This window comes from Ruegeria sp. CF4, assembly GCF_056537345.1.
On the sequence record NZ_JBQFRJ010000001.1, the window covers coordinates 609,082 to 627,890 of the forward strand.

General features: G+C 59.7%; 20 protein-coding genes. 14 read left to right on the forward strand and 6 right to left on the reverse strand.

Annotated features, from left to right (window positions below; translation table 11 throughout):
- Positions 1-71: 71 nt before the first annotated feature.
- Genes ACR0NF_RS03020 through ACR0NF_RS03030 form a run of 3 tightly spaced genes read left to right on the forward strand, consistent with a single transcriptional unit; the run spans position 72 to position 3,087 of the window.
- Complete coding sequence (locus ACR0NF_RS03020; protein WP_480777746.1) at positions 72-1,550, forward strand: leucyl aminopeptidase; 1,479 nt, start codon at positions 72-74, stop codon at positions 1,548-1,550.
- Between the two features lie 4 nt (positions 1,551-1,554).
- Entirely contained in the window at positions 1,555-2,013 is a 459-nt protein-coding gene (locus tag ACR0NF_RS03025; protein ID WP_480469595.1) for a DNA polymerase III subunit chi, read from the forward strand.
- Between the two features lie 27 nt (positions 2,014-2,040).
- Entirely contained in the window at positions 2,041-3,087 is a 1,047-nt protein-coding gene (locus tag ACR0NF_RS03030; RefSeq protein WP_480666811.1) for an aldo/keto reductase, read from the forward strand.
- A 76-nt stretch (positions 3,088-3,163) separates the two neighbouring features.
- Here ACR0NF_RS03030 and ACR0NF_RS03035 read toward each other — a convergent pair whose 3' ends face one another.
- The gene (locus ACR0NF_RS03035) at positions 3,164-4,150 is read right to left on the reverse strand and encodes a GlxA family transcriptional regulator (RefSeq protein WP_480469597.1); all 987 of its coding nucleotides are present in this window, start codon (positions 4,148-4,150) and stop codon (positions 3,164-3,166) included.
- Positions 4,151-4,281: 131 nt separating this feature from the next.
- On the opposite strand from ACR0NF_RS03035, the gene bcoG reads away from it, so the two are divergent.
- The 4 genes from bcoG to ACR0NF_RS03055 all read left to right on the forward strand — a co-directional run bounded on the left by bcoG (position 4,282) and on the right by ACR0NF_RS03055 (position 7,823).
- Positions 4,282-5,196, forward strand: a complete 915-nt coding sequence (bcoG, locus tag ACR0NF_RS03040) for a 3-dehydrocarnitine:acetyl-CoA trimethylamine transferase BcoG (protein WP_480777747.1) — start codon at positions 4,282-4,284, stop codon at positions 5,194-5,196.
- A 64-nt stretch (positions 5,197-5,260) separates the two neighbouring features.
- Positions 5,261-5,590, forward strand: a complete 330-nt coding sequence (locus ACR0NF_RS03045) for a hypothetical protein (RefSeq protein WP_480777748.1) — start codon at positions 5,261-5,263, stop codon at positions 5,588-5,590.
- Positions 5,591-5,598: 8 nt separating this feature from the next.
- A complete protein-coding gene (locus ACR0NF_RS03050) occupies positions 5,599-7,065 on the forward strand; it encodes a carnitine 3-dehydrogenase (protein ID WP_480777749.1) in 1,467 nt (488 codons plus the stop codon).
- Positions 7,062-7,823 (forward strand): SDR family oxidoreductase, encoded by a 762-nt coding sequence (locus ACR0NF_RS03055; RefSeq protein WP_480777750.1) that lies wholly within the window; start codon positions 7,062-7,064, stop codon positions 7,821-7,823. Before ACR0NF_RS03050 ends, ACR0NF_RS03055 begins: the two co-directional genes overlap by 4 nt.
- A gap of 1 nt (position 7,824) precedes the next feature.
- Here ACR0NF_RS03055 and ACR0NF_RS03060 read toward each other — a convergent pair whose 3' ends face one another.
- Both ACR0NF_RS03060 and ACR0NF_RS03065 read right to left on the reverse strand, forming a co-directional pair.
- On the reverse strand, positions 7,825-8,007 hold the full coding sequence (locus tag ACR0NF_RS03060; protein ID WP_480469602.1) for a hypothetical protein: 183 nt from the start codon (positions 8,005-8,007) through the stop codon (positions 7,825-7,827).
- A gap of 76 nt (positions 8,008-8,083) precedes the next feature.
- Positions 8,084-8,950, reverse strand: coding sequence for a helix-turn-helix domain-containing protein (locus tag ACR0NF_RS03065; protein WP_480777751.1), 867 nt, complete (start codon positions 8,948-8,950; stop codon positions 8,084-8,086).
- Between the two features lie 109 nt (positions 8,951-9,059).
- On the opposite strand from ACR0NF_RS03065, the gene ACR0NF_RS03070 reads away from it, so the two are divergent.
- The 3 genes from ACR0NF_RS03070 to ACR0NF_RS03080 are packed head-to-tail and all read left to right on the forward strand — an operon-like array spanning position 9,060 to position 11,082.
- The gene (locus ACR0NF_RS03070; protein WP_480657445.1) at positions 9,060-9,263 is read left to right on the forward strand and encodes a DUF2061 domain-containing protein; all 204 of its coding nucleotides are present in this window, start codon (positions 9,060-9,062) and stop codon (positions 9,261-9,263) included.
- On the forward strand, positions 9,256-10,158 hold the full coding sequence (locus ACR0NF_RS03075) for a fatty acid desaturase (protein WP_480666817.1): 903 nt from the start codon (positions 9,256-9,258) through the stop codon (positions 10,156-10,158). Before ACR0NF_RS03070 ends, ACR0NF_RS03075 begins: the two co-directional genes overlap by 8 nt.
- Positions 10,159-10,179: 21 nt before the next feature.
- Entirely contained in the window at positions 10,180-11,082 is a 903-nt protein-coding gene (locus ACR0NF_RS03080; protein WP_480666818.1) for an EamA family transporter, read from the forward strand.
- Here ACR0NF_RS03080 and ACR0NF_RS03085 read toward each other — a convergent pair.
- From ACR0NF_RS03085 to ACR0NF_RS03095, 3 genes are all read right to left on the reverse strand, one after another.
- Entirely contained in the window at positions 11,079-12,458 is a 1,380-nt protein-coding gene (locus ACR0NF_RS03085) for a DEAD/DEAH box helicase (RefSeq protein ID WP_480666820.1), read from the reverse strand. The genes ACR0NF_RS03080 and ACR0NF_RS03085 overlap by 4 nt on opposite strands.
- A gap of 183 nt (positions 12,459-12,641) precedes the next feature.
- Complete coding sequence (locus ACR0NF_RS03090) at positions 12,642-13,580, reverse strand: glycosyltransferase family 2 protein (protein ID WP_480777752.1); 939 nt, start codon at positions 13,578-13,580, stop codon at positions 12,642-12,644.
- Between the two features lie 24 nt (positions 13,581-13,604).
- Entirely contained in the window at positions 13,605-15,209 is a 1,605-nt protein-coding gene (locus tag ACR0NF_RS03095; protein ID WP_480666822.1) for a peptide chain release factor 3, read from the reverse strand.
- Between the two features lie 109 nt (positions 15,210-15,318).
- On the opposite strand from ACR0NF_RS03095, the gene ACR0NF_RS03100 reads away from it, so the two are divergent.
- The 4 genes from ACR0NF_RS03100 (at position 15,319) to ACR0NF_RS03115 (ending at position 18,791) form a co-directional block, all read left to right on the forward strand.
- Positions 15,319-15,681 (forward strand): nuclear transport factor 2 family protein, encoded by a 363-nt coding sequence (locus tag ACR0NF_RS03100; RefSeq protein WP_480469610.1) that lies wholly within the window; start codon positions 15,319-15,321, stop codon positions 15,679-15,681.
- Between the two features lie 70 nt (positions 15,682-15,751).
- The gene (locus ACR0NF_RS03105; RefSeq protein ID WP_480469611.1) at positions 15,752-16,531 is read left to right on the forward strand and encodes an SDR family oxidoreductase; all 780 of its coding nucleotides are present in this window, start codon (positions 15,752-15,754) and stop codon (positions 16,529-16,531) included.
- Positions 16,532-16,533: 2 nt separating this feature from the next.
- Entirely contained in the window at positions 16,534-17,646 is a 1,113-nt protein-coding gene (locus tag ACR0NF_RS03110; RefSeq protein ID WP_480777753.1) for a hypothetical protein, read from the forward strand.
- A 98-nt stretch (positions 17,647-17,744) separates the two neighbouring features.
- Positions 17,745-18,791 (forward strand): methyltransferase domain-containing protein, encoded by a 1,047-nt coding sequence (locus ACR0NF_RS03115; RefSeq protein WP_480777754.1) that lies wholly within the window; start codon positions 17,745-17,747, stop codon positions 18,789-18,791.
- The last annotated feature ends 18 nt before the right edge of the window (positions 18,792-18,809 follow it).

Here is an 18,809-nt window from a genome sequence, read left to right on the forward strand (position 1 = left end):
GAAAACTGCTATCTGGTCAACTGCGACCGTGCGGGCTAGGTCTTGGGCAACGCATTTTTCAGGAGAAAGATATGAGCAGTCTGGTGCCCGTCCGTTTTACCCCCGTTGATCTGGAACTGATGGCGACGGCCAAGGGCCGCGTCACGATCATCATTCCGGAGGACGGCAAGATGAGCCCCGCCGCCCGTCGCGCCAACCGCCTGACCAAAGGGGCCGTTGCGCGTCTGGTTGAGAGCGAGCGGTTCGGAAAGGCCAAATCGGGCGATGTAATCCCGATGGCGTGGCCTACGGGTATGGAAGCGATTGCCCTGGATGTGCTGGTGCTGCCGCGCCGTCCCGACAGCGATGAGGCGCGCAAGGCCGGGGCCAAGCTGATGAAGCTGGCTGCGGGCAAACCGGTTCTGGTGATGGCGGCCAATCAGGTTCGGGTCGAGGATCTGGCCCTAGGCATGGTGCTGCGCGCCTATGATTTTGATGCCCACAAAACAAAGGACTCGGACCCCGCTGGCGAAATTGTGATCGCGCATGGCAAGTCTGATGAGGCCGAAGCGGCCTTTGCGCCGCTTTATGCCGTCGCTGACGGCGTGCGGATGACTCGTGATTTGACCAACGAGCCTGCCAATGTGCTGACGACCACAGAATTCGCCAATCGTCTGGCCGAGATGGAAGCGCTGGGGCTGAAGGTCGAGGTTCTGGAAGAGGACAAGCTGGCCGAGTTGGGCATGCGTACACTGCTGAGTGTCGGGCAGGGATCGGTGAGCCCTTCGAAAGTTGTGGTGATGCATTGGAACGGTGGCGACAAGGATGACGCCCCGCTGGCGTTGGTCGGCAAGGGTGTGGTGTTCGATACCGGAGGGATTTCGCTGAAGCCCGCGGGCGGCATGGAAGACATGACCATGGATATGGGCGGCGCTGGCGTCGTGGCGGGCACCATGCGCGCGCTGGCCAAGCGTAAGGCCAAGGCCAATGTCGTGGGGCTGGTCGGGCTGGTTGAGAACATGCCATCGGGCAATGCGACCCGCCCCGGTGATGTGGTGAAATCGATGAAGGGCGACACCGTCGAGATCATCAATACCGATGCCGAGGGCCGTTTGGTTCTGTGCGACGTGATGTGGTACGCGCAGGATCGGTTCAACCCGGTGGGTATGATCGATCTGGCTACTTTGACCGGCGCGATCATCATCGGTCTGGGGCATGAGAATGCCGGGGTCTTCTCGAACAATGACACGTTCTGCGATGCCTTCCTGAAATCGGCCAAGGCCGAGGATGAGGGTGCATGGCGGATGCCTCTGGGTCCGAAATACGACGAGATGTTGAAATCGCGCATTGCGGATATGAAGAACGTGGGCGGACGGCCTGCGGGTTCAATCACCGCCGCGCAATTCCTGCAGCGTTTCGTTAAGGAAGAGACGCCGTGGATTCACCTCGATATCGCGGGCGTGGCCTCGGTCTCGTCCGAGACATCTTATGCGCCCAAAGGGGCCACCGGCTGGGGCGTGCGTGCGCTGAGCCGGTTCGTGCAGGACAATTTCGAGAGCGCGGAAGACTAATTCCGTGGGGGCCGTCTATTTCTACCACCTGACCCGTCAGCCGCTGGAGCACACTCTGCCGGTGCTGCTGGACAAGGCGCGGCAGGCCGGGTGGCGGATCGCAGTGCGTGGTGTTGATCCGGCGCGGATGGACTGGCTGGATGAAAGATTGTGGCTGGGGCCCGAGGAGGGGTTCCTGCCGCATGGCCGCGCCGGTGGCCCGCACGATGCGGCACAGCCGATTTTGCTGACCACCGGATCAGAGGCTGCCAATGACGCGACCTGCGTGATGGCAGTGGACGGGGCGCAGGTCGAGGCCGATGAGGTTCAGGCGCTGGAGCGGGTCTGCATTCTGTTTGATGGGAACGATCCGGATGCGGTTCAACATGCGCGCGGGCAGTGGAAGGCGCTGACCGGCGCGGGATGCTCGGCACAGTATTGGTCGGAAGAATCAGGGCGTTGGGAAAAGAAGGCCGAGGCTTGATCGGCCAATTTATTTAGGAGATTTGAGATGGAAATGAAGCCTTTGGGCCGCACGGGGATAATGGTGTCAGATCTATGTTTGGGCACGATGACGTTCGGCACGCAGACCTCAGAGATCGATGCGCATCGTCAGATGGATATGGCGCTGGCAGGCGGGATCAATTTCGTCGATGCGGCCGAGATGTACCCGGTCAACCCGATTTCGAAAGAAACGGTCGGACGGACTGAAGAAATTCTGGGCAATTGGAATGCGGCCAATCGCGCACGGCGCGGAGATTATGTGCTGGCGACCAAACATTCGGGCGAGGGGTTCATGCATGCGCGCGATGGGGCGCCGATCACGCATGAGACCATTCCCGAAGCCATCGAAGGTTCGCTCCGCCGGTTGCAGACGGATTGCATCGATCTCTATCAGTTTCACTGGCCGAACCGCGGCAGTTACATGTTCCGGCAGAACTGGGATTTTGAACCGCGTCCGCATGATCCGGTTCAGGTCGTCGAAGAGATGCGTGGCTGTTTGAACGCACTTCAGGCTCAGGTCGAAAAGGGCAATATCCGCGCCTTTGGTCTGTCGAATGAAAGCGCCTGGGGCACGGCGCAATGGCTGCGCGCCTCGGATGAGGTCGGGGGCCCTCGGGTTGCGACGATCCAGAACGAATATTCTTTGATGTGCCGGTTGTTCGATACCGATCTGGCCGAGCTTTGCATGTATGAAGATGTGGGATTGCTGGCCTTTTCGCCGCTGGCAGCGGGATTCCTGACGGGTAAGTATCAGGGCGGCGCGGTACCCGAGGGATCGCGTATGTCATTGGTGCCGCAGATGGGCGGGCGTAAAACGGGCCGCGTATTTGATGCGGTTGTGGCCTATCTGGAGATCGCAGCCCGTCATGGGCTGGACCCGATTCACATGGCGTTGGCCTGGTGTCAGAGCCGCCCCTTCATGGGATCGGTGATCTTCGGGGCAACGACGACCGAACAGCTGGAGCATATCCTGGCGGGCAAGGATCAGGTGTTGTCGTCAGAGGTGATGGCCGAGATCAGCGCGGCACATCGGGCGTTTCCGATGCCTTACTAGAGTGGAAGGGGGCTCTGCCCCCGTCGCCTTTGGCGACTCCCCCGAGATATTTTTAGCCAGATGAAGAGGGATCCCGTCAGTGATGGGTGGGCTGTGTGCGGTCTTGTCTGAGGTCGCGGGCTGAGAGGCCGTGGGCCGTGCGGAAGGCGCGGGCGAAGCTGGATTGGGACGTGAAGCCGGTCGCCAGCGCGACATCCATTAAGGACAGGTTGGTGTCGGTGACCAGACGGCGCGCCTCGGCCAGACGCAGTTGCAGGTAGTGGTCCTGCGGTGTCGTGTCCAGGCGCAGGCGGAACTGCTGTTGCAGGGTGCGCGGGCTGGTGCCGAGTGTGTCGGCAATATCGGCGAGGGGGAGCGGGTCGTCGAGCGACGCCTCCATCAGCGCGTTTGCCTTGGCGGTCAGGGCAGTGTGGCGGTGCGGCGCTCCGGTGCGGCTTTGGGGCTTTGAGGGCTCGGAAAGGCCGTCGTAGAGGAACAGGCCGGAGACACGCGCGGCAAAGCCTGCGCCGTGTCGCGCGGCGATGATGTGCAGCATCATGTCGATTGCCGGGACCGCTCCGCCAGAGGTCAGGCGGCTTTCGGATACGGTAAACCGGTCGGGGCGCACGTCGACGGCTGGGAAACGGGCGGCGAAGTTTTCCAGATCCTCCCAATGGGTGGTTGCGGCGTGGCCGTCGAGCAGACCGGCCTCGGCCAGCAGCCAGGGGCCGCCATCGATGCCTGCCATGGTCGCTCCGGTGCCAGCGATGCGGCGCAGACCTGCCAGCAGGCTGGGCGTGGCGTGGCGGGCGAGTTGGAACCCGGCCACGACGATCATCAGGTCGCAGCTTTGCAACCGAGCCAGCGGAACGCCCGGTACTTGCAGCGCGCTGGTCAACATCGCCGGGTCTTGGGTGGCGGTGACATAGTCCCAGTCAAATGCGGGACGATCGGCCAGCCGGTTGGCGGCGCGCATCGGGTCGACCGCGGCGGCGAAGCTGAGCGTGTTGCACTCATCCAACACCAGCACCGCGGTTTTCAGGGCGCGATGTTCGGGCTGGAGTATGTTTTTTGCGGATTTCATCAAGTTCGATTCGCATTCTGGCAAGTGTTTCCACAAGGCTGCGCCAGAGTCGCAGGCAACGCAAATCGGAATCCGGGGAGAAGTCTGGGGAAAACCTGACGCACAAGCCGGTATAACTTGGGGAAAACATCATGCCTCTGGAAATGAACCGCGAAGTCTTCATCACCTGCGCTGTCACCGGTTCGGGCGGGACGCAGGATCGTAGCCCGCATGTGCCACGTTCGCCCCAGCAGATTGCCGATAGCGCGATTGCGGCGGCAAAGGCGGGGGCCGCTATCGTGCATTGCCATGTGCGCGATCCCGAGACCGGCGCGCCGTCGCGCGATCTTGGTCTGTACCGAGAGGTGACAGACCGCATCCGGGATGCCGAGGTGGACGTGGTTCTGAACCTGACCGCTGGGATGGGTGGAGATATCGTGTTTGGTGGTGTCGAAAGCCCGTTCCCGGTGAACGAGGCGGCGACCGATATGATCGGCGCGACCGAGCGCGTCGCGCATATCGCAGAATGCTTGCCGGAGATTTGTACCTTGGACTGCGGCACCATGAACTTTGCCGAGGCCGATTATGTCATGACCAACACCCCCGGCGCGCTGCGGGCGATGGGGCAGATGATGACCGATATGGGCGTGAAGCCCGAGATCGAGGCTTTTGACACCGGCCATCTCTGGTTTGCCAAGCAATTGGTGAAAGAAGGGATTCTGGAGCCGAACGCTCTGGTGCAGCTGTGCATGGGGGTGCCGTGGGGCGCGCCGGATGATCTGAACACCTTTATGGCGATGGTCAACAATGTGCCGGATGACTGGACGTTCAGCGCGTTCTCGCTGGGGCGGAACCAGATGGCTTATGTGGCGGCGACCGTGCTGGCAGGGGGCAACGTGCGCGTGGGGCTCGAGGATAATCTGTGGCTGGACAAGGGCGTTCTGGCCGAGAACTGGCAGCTGGTTGAGCGGGCAGGTACCATCATCGAGAACATGGGTGCGCGGGTGATCGGGCCGCAGGAAGTTCGTGAGAAACTGGGGTTGGTGAAGCGGGCACCCAAGGGCTGAGAACCCATCTTGCGCCCAACAGCAGAAAAGGGCAGGCCGGGGCATCGGCAGAAGGAATGAGATGATGCGTTTGTTGCCTTTGACGTTGGTCGCCTCCGGTATGATAGCCCTGATTGGGTGCCTGCCAGAAGGCGACGAAACCACTGGCAAGCCTGTCGAGTCTGAGCGAACGGCATGCGAAGCCCAGGGTGGCACCTATGAGATCGGTGGTCTGGCGCAAAGCTATGTTTGTTTCACGCCCTTGCCGGATGCTGGCACCACCTGTGAAAAGGAAACCGATTGTGCAGGCTTCTGCCTTTCGGAAACAAGACAATGCAGCGCGGTCACGCCGCAATTCGGGTGCATACCGCACCTGGATGAAACGGGGCGTGAGCTGGTGATTTGTATCGATTAGAGGACAGCATGACGAAAACAGCAGCGATTATCGGTGGTGGCGTGATCGGCGGCGGATGGGCCGCTCGGTTTCTGCTTAATGGATGGAACGTGCGGGTTTTCGATCCGGACCCCGAGGCCGAGCGCAAGATTGGTGAGGTTCTGGACAATGCGCGGCGATCTTTGCCGGGGTTGAGCGATGTACCTTTGCCAGCAGAAGGAACGCTGACGTTTCACGGTGATCTGGCCGATGCCGTTCAGGGGGCTGTCTGGATTCAGGAAAGCGTGCCGGAGAGGCTCGATCTGAAACTGAAGGTATACAAGGGTTTGCAGGAGGCGTGTGATCCGGGTGCGATCATCGGGTCCTCAACCAGCGGGTTCAAGCCATCTGAGCTGCAAGAGGGGGCGCTGCGGCCCGAACAGATCGTTGTGACGCATCCGTTCAACCCGGTTTATCTGCTGCCGTTGATCGAACTGGTGCCGACCGACAAGAACCCGCCAGAGATGGTGGCGCTTGCGCAGGATTTGCTGAAATCGGTGGGTTTCTTCCCGCTGCATATCAAGAAGGAAATCGATGCGCATATTGCCGATCGGTTCCTGGAGGCCGTCTGGCGCGAGGCGCTGTGGCTGGTCAAGGACGGCATCGCCACGACTGAGGAAATTGACGAGGCGATCCGTATGGGCTTTGGCATCCGCTGGGCACAGATGGGTCTGTTCGAGACCTATCGTGTCGCAGGGGGCGAGGCCGGCATGCGGCATTTCATGGCACAGTTTGGGCCCGCACTCAAATGGCCCTGGACCAAGCTGATGGATGTGCCTGAATTCACCGATGAACTGGTCGAAATGATTGCAGATCAGTCGGATGCGCAGTCCGGCATGCACTCGATCCGGGAGTTGGAGCGCATCCGCGACAACAACCTCGTGGGTATGATGCGGGCGCTCAAGGCGCAGAATTATGGGGCCGGGGCGGTGCTGAACCAGCATGATGCGGCTTTGAAGCCCAGTGCCTTGCCGACGCTGGATCAGGCGGATCTGAGCCAGCCGATCCTGACACTTTCGCGCGCCGTTCCCCTGGACTGGACCGATTACAATGGTCACATGAACGAGGCGAAATATCTGGAAGCCTTTGCCGCCGCGACCGACCGGTTCATGGAGATCATCGGATGCGACATGGACTATATCCAATCGGGCGGCAGCTATTTCACCGCTGAAAACCACATCCGTTACATGAACGAGGTCCACGCCGGCGCAAAGATCGACGTGCGCACGCAGATGCTGCTGGGGCAGGGCAAGAAGTTGCATGTGTTCCATGAAATGTATGCGGGCGAGACGCTGCTGGCGACCGGCGAAAGCTTTTTGCTGCATGTCAGTCTGGAAACCCGTCGCCCCAGTGCGCCATCGCCCGAGATCGAGGCTGCGATGGCGCGGATTGCCGAGGCTCATGCCGGGTTGCCTTATCCCGAAGGTGCAGGGGCGGCGATCCGCAAACCGGCATGAGCGGCAAGGTCCTGATCACGGCCGGAGCATCGGGCGTCGGGCGCGCAATGGCCGAAGCATTCGATGCGGCAGGTGCCGAAGTCTGGGTCGCTGATCTGGATGCGGATGCATTGGCGCAGTGCCCGCCGCATTGGAGACGTAGCCAGCTTGACGTATCTGATGAGGCAGCGGTTGAAGCGCTGTTCGCCGAACTCAGGACCGCATGGGATGGGTTGGACGTGCTTTGCGCCAATGCCGGTATTGCCGGGCCGACAGCCGCGGTTGAGGATGTGGCCTTAACCGATTGGCGAACCTGTCTTTCCGTGAATCTTGAGGGCGCGTTCCTGTGCAGCAAATACGCAGCCCCGATCATGAAACAGCAGCGCAGCGGCGCGGTTCTGATCACCTCGTCCACGGCGGGTCAGTACGGATATCCCAACCGTGCGCCTTATGCGGCGGCGAAATGGGGAATGGTCGGGCTTGGCAAGACACTGGCAATGGAGCTTGGGCCACATGGCATCCGCTGCAACGTCATCTGCCCCGGCTCAGTCGAAGGCCCCCGGATGGAGGGCGTGCTGCAGCGCGAGGCCGCAGCCAAGGGCATGACCCGCGAGCAGGTTTATGACGGCTATGCTTCGGGCACGTCTATGGGCCGCTTTGTCGAGGCTCGGGACATCGCGAATATGGCCGTGTTCCTCGCGTCAGATGCGGCGCGGCTGGTGTCGGGTCAGGTGATCGCCGTGGATGGTCATACGGTCAATCCCGACCCGAAGCTCTAATCTAGCCCTGATTTGGCCCCCGGATCTGGCGGATGGCGCTGCGGACGGCTTGCCAGTCCTGCGCCTCCTGCGGGTTTCCGGCGGCTTCGCATTCTCGCATTTTCTGTGCGGCTTCTGCCTCGGCCCGATCCCCGTGGGCGGTGTAGAGGGCTCGTGCGTATTCAGCGGTTTTGAGTGCGTCCATTCCTGTCATCCTCCATCTCAGATCGGAATGTCTGATGGTTCGCGCCCGACGACTATACTACAGGATCGCGCTCAGGTCATGCCCGCGTGATCTGCTGCCGTAGTTGCTGCAGATAGGAGGGGAATTCGCGGGCGGTCATGTCGGCCTCGCGCACCAGCCGGTCGAAATGGCGGGTGAAGACCTCGATCCTGTCGCGGTCGCGAAACGCCATATAGTGGCTGCCTGCGTAAAAGACACAGAGCAGGGGGCCGAAAATCGTAACGGGCGCGGAGTAAAGCCGTTTGGCATCATAGAGATAGATGCGCAACCGGGGATAGAGCTGTTCGCAGAGGTTTAGCAGGTGATCGATCTGATCCAGCCGGATTTGCAGGGGCAGGCCCTCGTAATATCCGGTGGCGTGGGCAAAGCTGTGAAGTTCATACAACGGCATCGCGACTTCATAGTCTGATTGCGCGCTGCGCATCCAGGACAGCCGGTCCTCGGACGCGCCAATCGCCTGATCTGCCGTACGACCCAGATGCGGGGCATATTCCCATTCCAGCACGGCGCGGGTCTTGAGCATGTCGGGCAAGGTGGCGGGGACATAGCGGATTTTGTAGCCTGCGGCCTCCTGATGCCATTCGAAGATGCGTTCATCGACCAATGCGCGGGCGGCCTCGGTCAGGGTCAGGGAACTGGCAAGCAGCTCCGCAGCGCTTTCGGGACGGTCCGAGAGCCCCAGCAACCAATCAACCGAGACGCCGAGCGCCGAGGCGCAGCTGCCCACCACATGCGCGTTGGGCAGGCGTGCACCCGCTCCGGTCAACAGTTGCGAGATGGTCGAGCGATCCACGCCGATGTCACGTGCAAGGGCGCTTTGACTGACATCCCGGTCCTGCATCGCGCGGGCAAGACGGTGGCGGAACTGCGCGGCGCGGTCGCGTTTGTCGACTTTATCAAGCATATGTTGATTTATATCACATATGTTGAAGATTGTTAATCATATTCAGAATTCCCGAACCATGGCCCTGTCTGTAACGCTGAAATGACAAAAACAATAAATGGGGTCCGGAATGGAGACGCGACGAAGATCGGTCGTGAAGGCTGTGGTGTGGAATGTGATGGGGCTGGCGGTGATGACGCTGGTGGGCCTGATTGCCACGGGATCAGCCGCTGTCGGAGGGGTGCTGGCGCTGGTCAACACGGCGATCGGCCTGACGCTCTATGTGATTTACGAGCGTATCTGGGCCGGTATCGCGTGGGGTCGCAATGGCTGACCCCACGACGCCGAAATCGCCTGAATGGGTCACTTTTGGCCTGATTGTTGGATGTTACCTCGCCTGGCTGGGTACTTTGTTCTGGCTGGCCGGTGCGACTCTGTGGTTGGCCATCCCCGCGATGGGGTTGATCGCCGCGCTGCATTCGTCGCTGACACATGAGGCGCTGCACGGGCATCCGTTTCGACAGAAATGGCTGAATGAGGCGCTGATGGCGTTGCCCCTGACACTTTTCATCCCGTTCAACCGGTTCCGCGACCTGCATCTGGCGCATCATTGCGATGCCAACCTGACCGACCCTTATGACGACCCGGAAACCAATTATCTTGATCCTCAGGTCTGGGCCGGTCTGGGGATGTGGCAAAAGCGGCTTTACCTGCTGAACAACACTCTATTGGGGCGCATGGTTTTAGGGCCTGCTATTGGACAGTTGGCCTTTATGCGGGATGAATGGCGCGGCGCGCGGCGCGGTGATCGGGATATTCTGCTGGCCTGGGCCTTGCATCTGCCCGGAGTGGCTGCGGTGCTTTGGATCGTTTCCCTGTCGCCGATGCCAATCTGGGCGTTTGTCCTGTCGGCCTATATCGGGTTGGGTCTGGTCAAGATTCGCACCTTTCTGGAGCATCGCGCACATGAGAAATCCCGTGCGCGCACCGTTATCGTCGAAGATCGCGGCCTTTTGGCTTTTCTGTTTCTGAACAACAACCTGCATGTCGTTCATCACATGAATCCCGCAGCCCCCTGGTACCGTCTTCCCGCGCTTTATCGGGCCGGCAAAGAGCGGTATCTGGCTTGCAATGAATCCTATGTCTATCGCTCTTACGCGCAGATATTCCGGGACTATTTCTGGCGCGCCAAGGATCCAGTGGCGCATCCGCTCTGGCCAAAGCTCTGATTTAACGACAGAAGGGAAGCCATGAGTTTGTGGATTCCCATCACCCTCGCAGCCGCGACGTTTCAGACCGTGCGGTTCATGCTGCAAAAATCGCTGAGCAGCGTGAAGCTGTCGGCCGCCGGGGCAACCTTTGCGCGGTTTGCCTATTCCATGCCGCTGGCGCTGTTGGGTCTGTTCATAGCGCTGCAGGTGACGGGGTTTGAGTTGCCGACGCTCACGGCGCGGTTCTGGGTGTTTGCTGTGATCGGCGGGACCACACAGATTCTGGCGACGATCTGCGTGGTCGCCTTGTTCAAACAGCGCAACTTTGCGGTCGGGATCACGTTCAAGAAAACCGAGGTTATTCAAACCGCTATCGTCGGGTTTCTCATCCTCGGGGATCAGATTTCAACCGGTGCGTTGGGGGCCATTCTGCTGGGGCTGATGGCAGTTCTGTTGCTGTCCAAAACACCCGGTGGCGAGGGTGCATGGTGGCGCAATTTGACCAACAAGGCCTCGCGCCTTGGGCTGGGGTCCGGGGTGTTGTTTGCTTTTTCCTCGGTCACCTATCGCGGCGCGTCGCTGGAACTTGGGGACAATGACGCGTGGTTCCGTGCGCTGGTGACGTTGGCCGTGGTCGTCAGCTTCCAGTTCCTCAGCATGGGGATTTGGCTGTTGTGGCGCGACCGGGCCGAGTTGCGCGCGGTGTGGCAGACACGAAGCACTGGTGTCTTTGTCGGCCTCACCAGTCTTGGCGGCTCGTTCTGTTGGTTCTTCGCCTTCACGCTGCAAAACGCGGCTTACGTGAAGGCGTTGGGGCAGGTGGAGCTGATCTTCAGCCTGTTTGCTTCGCTGCTGTTCTTCCGTGAAAGCATCACCCGGCGAGAGATCGCCGGGATTGCCTTGCTGGGTCTGTCGATACTGGCGCTGGTGTTGGCGATTTAAGACGCGTCTGCATCCGCCAGAGCAGAAGTTCCCGCGCGCCGCTCTTCAAAGCTGAGAGCGATGAAGCTGGGCAGATGATCGCCCATGCCCACCACTGCTGGACCAGCATCATCGCGGCGACCGCGGCCGCGACCCTTGGACTCACGATCCTTCTTGCCTTCGCTCTTCTTGCTCTCGGCAGGTTTGGCTTTTTTCTCGGGCTTCGGCTTTTCGGCCTTTGGTTCTTCTTTGACCGGATTGTCGATGCGCGGAATGTCTTTCTGAATCAGCTTTTCGATTGCATCCAGAGCCTTCTCGTCGCGACCCGAACAGATCGTGACGGCCTTACCCTCGCGTCCGGCGCGACCGGTGCGGCCAATGCGGTGAACGTAATCCTCGGCATGGCTGGGGACGTCGAAGTTGAACACATGGCTGACCGAGGGGATATCTAGACCCCGTGCGGCCACGTCCGAGGCTACCAGCAGGCGCAGCGAGCCATCGCGGAACCCGTCCAGCGTTTTCATCCGCTGCGACTGATCCAGATCGCCATGGATGGCGGCGGCGTTATAGCCGTATTTCTTCAGTGACTTCGCGCAGATATCCACGTCCGTCTTGCGGTTGCAGAAGATGATGGCGTTGGTGCATTTTTCACCTTCGGCGTCGATCAGAGCGCGAAGGACCTTGCGCTTGCCGCTGGCCTCGCGGTCGCGGCGACCGCCTTTGAACAAGACGACGCCCTGTTCGATGGTTTCCGAGGCGGTGGCCTGACGGGCAACCTCGATCCGGGCAGGGGCGGACAGGAAGGTATCGGTGATGCGCTCAATCTCCGAGGCCATGGTGGCCGAGAAGAACAGCGTCTGGCGGGTAAACGGCGTCAGCGAGAAGATGCGTTCGATATCGGGGATAAAGCCCATATCCAGCATCCGGTCGGCCTCATCTACCACCATGATCTGAACGCCGGTCAGCAACAGCTTGCCGCGTTCGAAATGGTCCAGCAGACGGCCCGGCGTGGCAATCAGTACGTCGACGCCCCGGTCGATCAGGGCGTCCTGTTCCTTGAAGCTGACACCGCCGATCAACAGCGCTTTGGTCAGTTTCACATTTTTGGCGTAGGTGTCGAAGTTTTCCGCCACCTGTGCTGCCAGTTCCCGCGTCGGGCACAAGACCAGCGAGCGCGGCATACGCGCGCGGGCGCGACCCCGGGCCAGCAGGGTGATCATCGGCAGAGTGAAGCTGGCGGTCTTGCCAGTTCCGGTCTGGGCGATCCCCAGAACATCGCGACCCTCAAGCGCAGGTGGAATCGCGCCTTCCTGGATCGGAGTGGGGGTTTCGTATCCGGCTTCCTCAATGGCTTTGAGGACCTTCGGGTTCAGGTTCAGTTCGCTAAACTTTATCATGTATGTCCGGTTCATGCGGACACTAGACCTGGCCCGCGCGTCTGAAATATGCCGGGCCCGGATGGCCATGCGCCCTTTGCGCATAACGGCTGAGGCGGGGCATAACAAAAACGTGGGGCAGGGTCAAATGAAGAGGAGTTCATCTGTCGCATCTCCGCTCAATACGCGAATTTATGCAACAATTCAGATGCTTCCGGGGAAGTGTTTCGCCACTTTCTGATCCAGATTCAAAGGCCGATGCCGGATCAGATCGTGATCTTCCAGCCTTGTGCGCACATCCGCGTCGGCGGCGCTCATTTCATCGTAGAAGGCGCGCAACCCCTCGGGACCCTGTTCCGCTTCGATCCAGCTGAGAAGTTCATGCATGTTCAGGCCACCCCGGTTGCGGGGGACGTTTGGCGTCATGCCCGCCTGATAGGAGCCGCGCTCCATCCGGAAGTTGAGATGCGCCTGCCAATGGTCCCAGCTGGGCGCGTGGCGGTGGCATAGGTCAACCTGCGGCAATTCCGTCTTTACCGGCAGAAGAACCTTGTTCTGGAACAGGTTGTGAATGCGGTAACTGAGATTTTCCATCCCTGTGCGGACAAATAATTTGCCCTGTACATGGCTGAGAAACCCGCCCAGCACAAAGGCCCCGTAGTTCGGATAAAGGTTCTGGACCAAAGCCTCGCGATCAGGGCCGTTCGGGATGTGCGCCTTATAGAGATCTTCGGCCCCGGCGATCGCCTCAATCGGGCGCACCCGGACGGCGGGGGTGGTTTCGGGGATTTCCTGTAGCAGATCAGCGATGGAGTTTGAGGGCCAGAGGAACTCATCCACATCAATATGCGCCAGCCAGTCCAGATGGGTGTTGCGATAGACGAAAGTCGCGTGGGTCGTTTGCCGAATCTGGTGCTTTTCCGGGCACTTTCGTTTGCGTTCTTCCCAAAACGCATCGTCACAGATTCGCGCGCGGATTCTGGGATGTTGTTGCAATGCACGCAGGGCGCGGTGGTTCGGTTCATCCAGATAGATGTACAGCCGATCAGCGCCCAGATCGAGGTGATGGGCGACGTAGCGCAGGATGTCCTCGGTCGGGCCGCGGACCATCGACACGATGCCCCAGGTTGGACGCTCCTGCATCATAGCCGGCCCATCATCCGCCGATCAGGTCATCATTTCTTTGGTCGCGGTCAGATTGAGCGCCGGATAGTCGCGTACGACCCGGTCGATATCCCACTGCAGCCGGGTCAGATAGACGATGTCGCCATCATGATCATTTGCGATGTGCTGCTTGTTGGCGTTGACGAATTTCTCGACCTCTGTCTTCTCACCGCTGACCCAGCGGGCCGAGGTGAACTGAGATGCTTCGAACCGTACGGGCAGGCCATATTCCATCTCGATCCGGCTGGCGAGCACTTCGAACTGCAGCGCGCCGACGACGCCGACGATAAAGCCCGAACCGATTGAGGGTTTGAATACCTTGGCGGCACCTTCCTCGGCAAACTGCATCAGCGCTTTTTCAAGATGTTTGGCCTTTAACGGATCTGCAGCGCGAACAGTTTGCAGCAGTTCCGGCGCGAACGATGGGATGCCGGTCACGCGCAGCGCTTCGCCCTCGGTCAGCGTGTCACCGATGCGTAGCTGGCCGTGGTTCGGAATGCCGATGATGTCCCCGGCCCATGCCTCTTCCGCGAGTTCGCGGTCAGAGGCGAGGAACAGGACGGGGTTCGAGATTGCCATCGGCTTTTTTGACCGCACATGCGTCAGCTTCATGCCGCGTTTGAAGTGTCCCGATGCCATGCGGACAAAGGCCACCCGGTCGCGGTGCTTGGGGTCCATATTGGCCTGCACCTTGAAGACAAAGCCCGCGACCTTCTTTTCGTCCGGTGCGATCTGGCGGGGTTCGGCGGATTGAATCTGAGGTTGCGGGCCATAGGCTCCGATGCCTTCCATCAGTTCTTTGACACCAAACGAGTTGATGGCCGAGCCGAACCAGATTGGAGTCATGTGCCCTTCCAGAACCGCCTGAGGGTCAAGCGCGGGCAGCAGTTCGCGCGCCATCTCGACCTCTTCCAGTAGCTGTTCCAGCAGATGCTCGGGTACGTGTTCGGCCAGCTTGGGATCGTCCAAGCCGTTGATCTGGATGCTTTCTGCCACCTTGTTGCGGTCGGCGCGGTCCATCAGCTCCAACCGGTCGCGCAGCATGTCATAACAGCCGATGAAGTCGCGTCCCACGCCAATGGGCCATGCGGCAGGGGTGACGTCGATGGCCAGCATCTCCTGAATTTCGTCGATGATCTCGAACGTATCGCGGCTTTCGCGGTCCATCTTGTTACAGAAGGTCAGGATCGGCAGATCGCGCAGACGGCAGACCTCGAACAGCTTCTGCGTCTGGCTTTCCACACCTTTTGCACCGTCGATTACCATCACGGCTGCGTCCACGGCGGTCAGCGTGCGATAGGTATCTTCCGAGAAATCGCTGTGGCCGGGGGTGTCGACAAGGTTGAACCGGAAATCCCCATAGTCGAACGACATTGCCGAGGCGGAGACCGAGATACCTCGATCCTTCTCCATTTGCATGAAGTCCGAGCGCGTGCGCCGCGCTTCACCCTTGGCGCGCACCTGACCGGCCATCTGGATCGCGCCCCCGTACAGCAGGAACTTTTCCGTCAGCGTCGTCTTACCCGCATCGGGGTGCGAGATGATGGCGAATGTCCGGCGTCGGGCGATCTCGGGCGGCAGGGTGGGTTGGTTCGAGGTATCAAGCATAGGGGCGCGTATAGGCGGGGAAACCTGCCGAGGCAAGACAAAGGGGGTGGATCGAATCGTGGCCTTATGGCAACAAGAACATATAGTGAACAAATGATGGAGTGAATCAATGAATTTGAAAGAAATCTCAGAAGAACTGGTTGCCGGATGCCGCGAGAATCGGGCCAAGGAAAACCTCGGGAAGCTCTACGCGCCTGATGCTGTTTCGGTTGAGGGTCAGGATTTTGCCGGTATGGGGCGCGAAACGCATGGTGTTGAGGCCATTCGTGGCAAGCATGAATGGTGGGAGGGCGCGCATGAGGTGACAGGCGCGTCGGTCAGTGGCCCGTACCCGCATGGCGAGGATCGCTTTGCCGTGATCTTCGAGGTGCAAGGCAAGGTGAAAGAAACCGGCGAAAACTTTGATATGAAAGAGGTCGGTGTCTATCACGTGGCCGATGGCAAAATCGTTCGGGAAGAGTTCTTCTACTGAGCAAGCTATACATTCTGGTCTTCCTCTGCGGGCCGGTGCTAGATGTGCGGAAGATTTGGGGAGGATCAGAATGGATCTGGGAATACGCGGAAAACGCGCGCTGGTTTGTGCCAGCAGCAAAGGCTTGGGGTTGGGCTGTGCCGAAGCATTGGCCGAGGCCGGAGTCGATCTGGTGATGAACGCGCGCGGGGCCGAAGCGCTTGAGGCCGAGGCGACGCGGTTGCGGGCTGAATATGATATCGACGTGCAGACGGTGGCCTGTGATGTGACCTCGGCTGAGGGCCAGGCGCAGGTGATCGAAGCAGCACAGAACGTTGATATCCTTGTGACAAATGCGGGTGGGCCTCCGCCCGGACTATGGTCGGACTGGGAACGGGACGATTTCATCAAAGCGCTGGATGCCAACATGCTGACGCCGATTGCGTTCATCAAGGCCCTGCTGCCGGGGATGATGGACAAGGGCTGGGGCCGGGTGGTGAACATCACTTCGCAATCCGTTCGCGCGCCGATTGCCGTTTTGGGCCTGTCCAATGCAGCGCGGACTGGATTGACCGGTTATGTTGCGGGCACCTCACGTCAGGTGGCGCCTCATGGTGTGACCATCAACAACCTTCTGCCGGGTATTCATGCCACCGACCGGGCCGATGCGCTGGACAGCAATGTTTCGCTGCAGAAGAATATCTCGATTGAGGACGCTCGGGCCGAGCGCGCCGCAACGATCCCGGCCCGGCGCTATGGCACGCGGCAGGAGTTTGGGGCGGCCTGCGCCTTCCTGTGCTCGCAGCATGCCGGGTTTATCGTCGGGCAGAATATCCTGCTTGATGGCGGCGGCACCAATCTGACGATGTAATCATGGCGCAGGGTTATTCGCTCAAGGATCAGTTATTCAACGTCGAAAAAGTGAGTTATCTCAGCGGCTTGTTTTTGGACGTTGAGACGAGCTTCGATGCCTCGGCGTTTGAGGCGCAGGTGATGTCACGCCTGCCGGGTCTCGAATTGAAGGAACGGATGGTCTGGATCGCTGAATGCCTGCAACAGGCCGTTCCGGGTGATCTGTCACAGGTCGCGCCGGTGATCCTTCGCGCATTGCCGGCCCCGCTTGATCCCGACAAGACGGATGACGATTTCGGCGACTTCATCTTTGCGCCTTTGGGCGATTGGGTGGTCTCGGTCGGGCTGGATCATCCGGAACTGGCTTTGGACGTGATTGAGGAACTGACCCAGAGGTTCTCGATGGAATGGGCTATCCGCCCGTTTCTGAATCGGCATCCCGATTTGGTGCTGGAGCGGATGCAGGACTGGTGCGGGCATTCCAGCTATCATGTCCGCCGACTGGTCAGTGAAGGAACGCGACCTCGGTTGCCTTGGGGGCAGGGGATTGGGTTGGACCTGTCTGATCCGCTGCCGCTGCTGGATCGGTTGCATGGTGACCAGACGCGCTATGTCACGCGGTCGGTGGCCAATCACCTGAATGATATCACCAAGAAAAACCCCGATCTGGTGCTGGAGCGATTGCAGAGCTGGCGAAACGGCGGGCAGCAATCCGGGGATGAGTTGTCGTGGATGACGTCGCATGCATTGCGGGGATTGGTGAAATCGGGCCATCCGGGTGCGATGACAGCGCTGGGATATGACCCCGAGGCCGATATATCGGTTGATGTTCAGGTGAACGGAGAGGTCCGGATCGGGGAAGCGCTGGACTTTTCGACCACGCTCGCGGGTGCAGCAGAACAACCGGTTCTGGTGGATTATATCATTCACTTTCAGAGGCCTGGGGGCAAAGTCTCACCCAAGGTTCATAAGCTCAAACAAACAGTTCTTGTGGACGGCACGCTGACGCTGTCGAAGCTTCATAAGCTCAAAGGCAATGCAACCACCTTCAAACTGGTGCCCGGTCCGCATCGGTTGGAAATACAGGTGAATGGACGTGTTCGCGCAAGCGTTCCGTTTGAGCTTTTGGCCTGAGTTGGGTCACGCTTTCGTCAGATCAACCGCCTCTGGATTGCGGCCTGAATGGGGTGGCATTAGCTGCTGTACAACCGACTGAAAGAAGGAATGCTCAGATGAAGCATGAGGCTGTGCAAAACTACTATGGCGAAGTGCTTCAGGGTAGCGCCGATTTGCAGACGAACGCCTGTTGTTCTCCGGATGACATGCCGGATCACGTCAAAGGAATTCTGCCGCAAATTCATGACGATGTGCTGACACGTTACTATGGCTGCGGATTGATTGCCCCGCTGGACCTTGAGGGGATGAGCATCCTTGATCTGGGCTGTGGCGCAGGGCGGGACGTGTATGCTTTGTCTGCGATGGTGGGTGAGACGGGCCGCGTTCTGGGAGTGGACATGACGCCCGAGCAACTGGACGTGGCGCGCACGCATCAGGAGTTCCACGCCAAGGCTTTTGGGCATTCCGCCAGCAATGTCGAATTCCACCACGGCTATATCGAAAAGCTGGATGAGCTGGATTTAGAGCCCGGAAGTTTCGATATCATCGTGTCGAACTGCGAGATCAATCTGGCGACCGACAAGGCCGCGGTTCTGCGCGGTGCGCATCGGTTGCTGAAAGAGGGCGGCGAGATGTATTTCTCGGACGTTTATGCCGATCGCCGGGTGCCCAAAGCGATGGCCGAGGATGAAGTTTTGTACGGCGAATGTCTGTCAGGTGCGCTTTACTGGAATGACTTTCTGTCGATGTCAGGCGAAGCGGGATTTGGTGACCCGCGCCGGGTCACGCATCGACCGCTAACCATTGAAAATCCGGTTCTGGAACAACGCATTGCGCCTTTGAGCTTTATCTCGGCAACTTACCGTTTGTTCAAACTGTCCGGGCTGGAACCCGCTTGCGAAGATTATGGTCAAGCCGTGATTTACAAGGGTACGATTCCCCATGCGCCGCACAGGTTTGTGCTGGATGATCACCACGCCATTGAGGCCGGTAAGGTCTTTCCTGTCTGCGGCAACACCTGGATGATGCTGCAGGATACACGCTTTGCCCGGCATTTTGAGTTCATCGGCGATTTCTCGACCCATTACGGCATCTTCGAAGGTTGCGGTGGTGACAGCCCGTTTGTTGTCGAGGGCGACACAGCGTCCACCGGGTGTTGCTGACGCCTTGCGCCTGAGGGG

Bases quoted from the DNA above. Each gene is read 5' to 3' on its own strand.
- ACR0NF_RS03080 (WP_480666818.1), top strand. From the start codon at position 10,180: ATGAGTTTGTGGATTCCCATCACCCTCGCAGCCGCGACGTTTCAGACC.
- ACR0NF_RS03100 (WP_480469610.1), top strand. From the start codon at position 15,319: ATGAATTTGAAAGAAATCTCAGAAGAACTGGTTGCCGGATGCCGCGAG.
- ACR0NF_RS03030 (WP_480666811.1), top strand. From the start codon at position 2,041: ATGGAAATGAAGCCTTTGGGCCGCACGGGGATAATGGTGTCAGATCTA.
- ACR0NF_RS03075 (WP_480666817.1), top strand. From the start codon at position 9,256: ATGGCTGACCCCACGACGCCGAAATCGCCTGAATGGGTCACTTTTGGC.
- ACR0NF_RS03060 (WP_480469602.1), bottom strand. From the start codon at position 8,007: ATGGACGCACTCAAAACCGCTGAATACGCACGAGCCCTCTACACCGCC.
- ACR0NF_RS03085 (WP_480666820.1), bottom strand. From the start codon at position 12,458: ATGATAAAGTTTAGCGAACTGAACCTGAACCCGAAGGTCCTCAAAGCC.
- ACR0NF_RS03115 (WP_480777754.1), top strand. From the start codon at position 17,745: ATGAAGCATGAGGCTGTGCAAAACTACTATGGCGAAGTGCTTCAGGGT.
- ACR0NF_RS03050 (WP_480777749.1), top strand. From the start codon at position 5,599: ATGACGAAAACAGCAGCGATTATCGGTGGTGGCGTGATCGGCGGCGGA.
- ACR0NF_RS03045 (WP_480777748.1), top strand. From the start codon at position 5,261: ATGCGTTTGTTGCCTTTGACGTTGGTCGCCTCCGGTATGATAGCCCTG.
- ACR0NF_RS03055 (WP_480777750.1), top strand. From the start codon at position 7,062: ATGAGCGGCAAGGTCCTGATCACGGCCGGAGCATCGGGCGTCGGGCGC.
- bcoG (WP_480777747.1), top strand. From the start codon at position 4,282: ATGCCTCTGGAAATGAACCGCGAAGTCTTCATCACCTGCGCTGTCACC.
- ACR0NF_RS03070 (WP_480657445.1), top strand. From the start codon at position 9,060: ATGGAGACGCGACGAAGATCGGTCGTGAAGGCTGTGGTGTGGAATGTG.
- ACR0NF_RS03035 (WP_480469597.1), bottom strand. From the start codon at position 4,150: ATGAAATCCGCAAAAAACATACTCCAGCCCGAACATCGCGCCCTGAAA.
- ACR0NF_RS03095 (WP_480666822.1), bottom strand. From the start codon at position 15,209: ATGCTTGATACCTCGAACCAACCCACCCTGCCGCCCGAGATCGCCCGA.
- ACR0NF_RS03090 (WP_480777752.1), bottom strand. From the start codon at position 13,580: ATGCAGGAGCGTCCAACCTGGGGCATCGTGTCGATGGTCCGCGGCCCG.
- ACR0NF_RS03065 (WP_480777751.1), bottom strand. From the start codon at position 8,950: ATGCTTGATAAAGTCGACAAACGCGACCGCGCCGCGCAGTTCCGCCAC.
- ACR0NF_RS03110 (WP_480777753.1), top strand. From the start codon at position 16,534: ATGGCGCAGGGTTATTCGCTCAAGGATCAGTTATTCAACGTCGAAAAA.
- ACR0NF_RS03020 (WP_480777746.1), top strand. From the start codon at position 72: ATGAGCAGTCTGGTGCCCGTCCGTTTTACCCCCGTTGATCTGGAACTG.
- ACR0NF_RS03105 (WP_480469611.1), top strand. From the start codon at position 15,752: ATGGATCTGGGAATACGCGGAAAACGCGCGCTGGTTTGTGCCAGCAGC.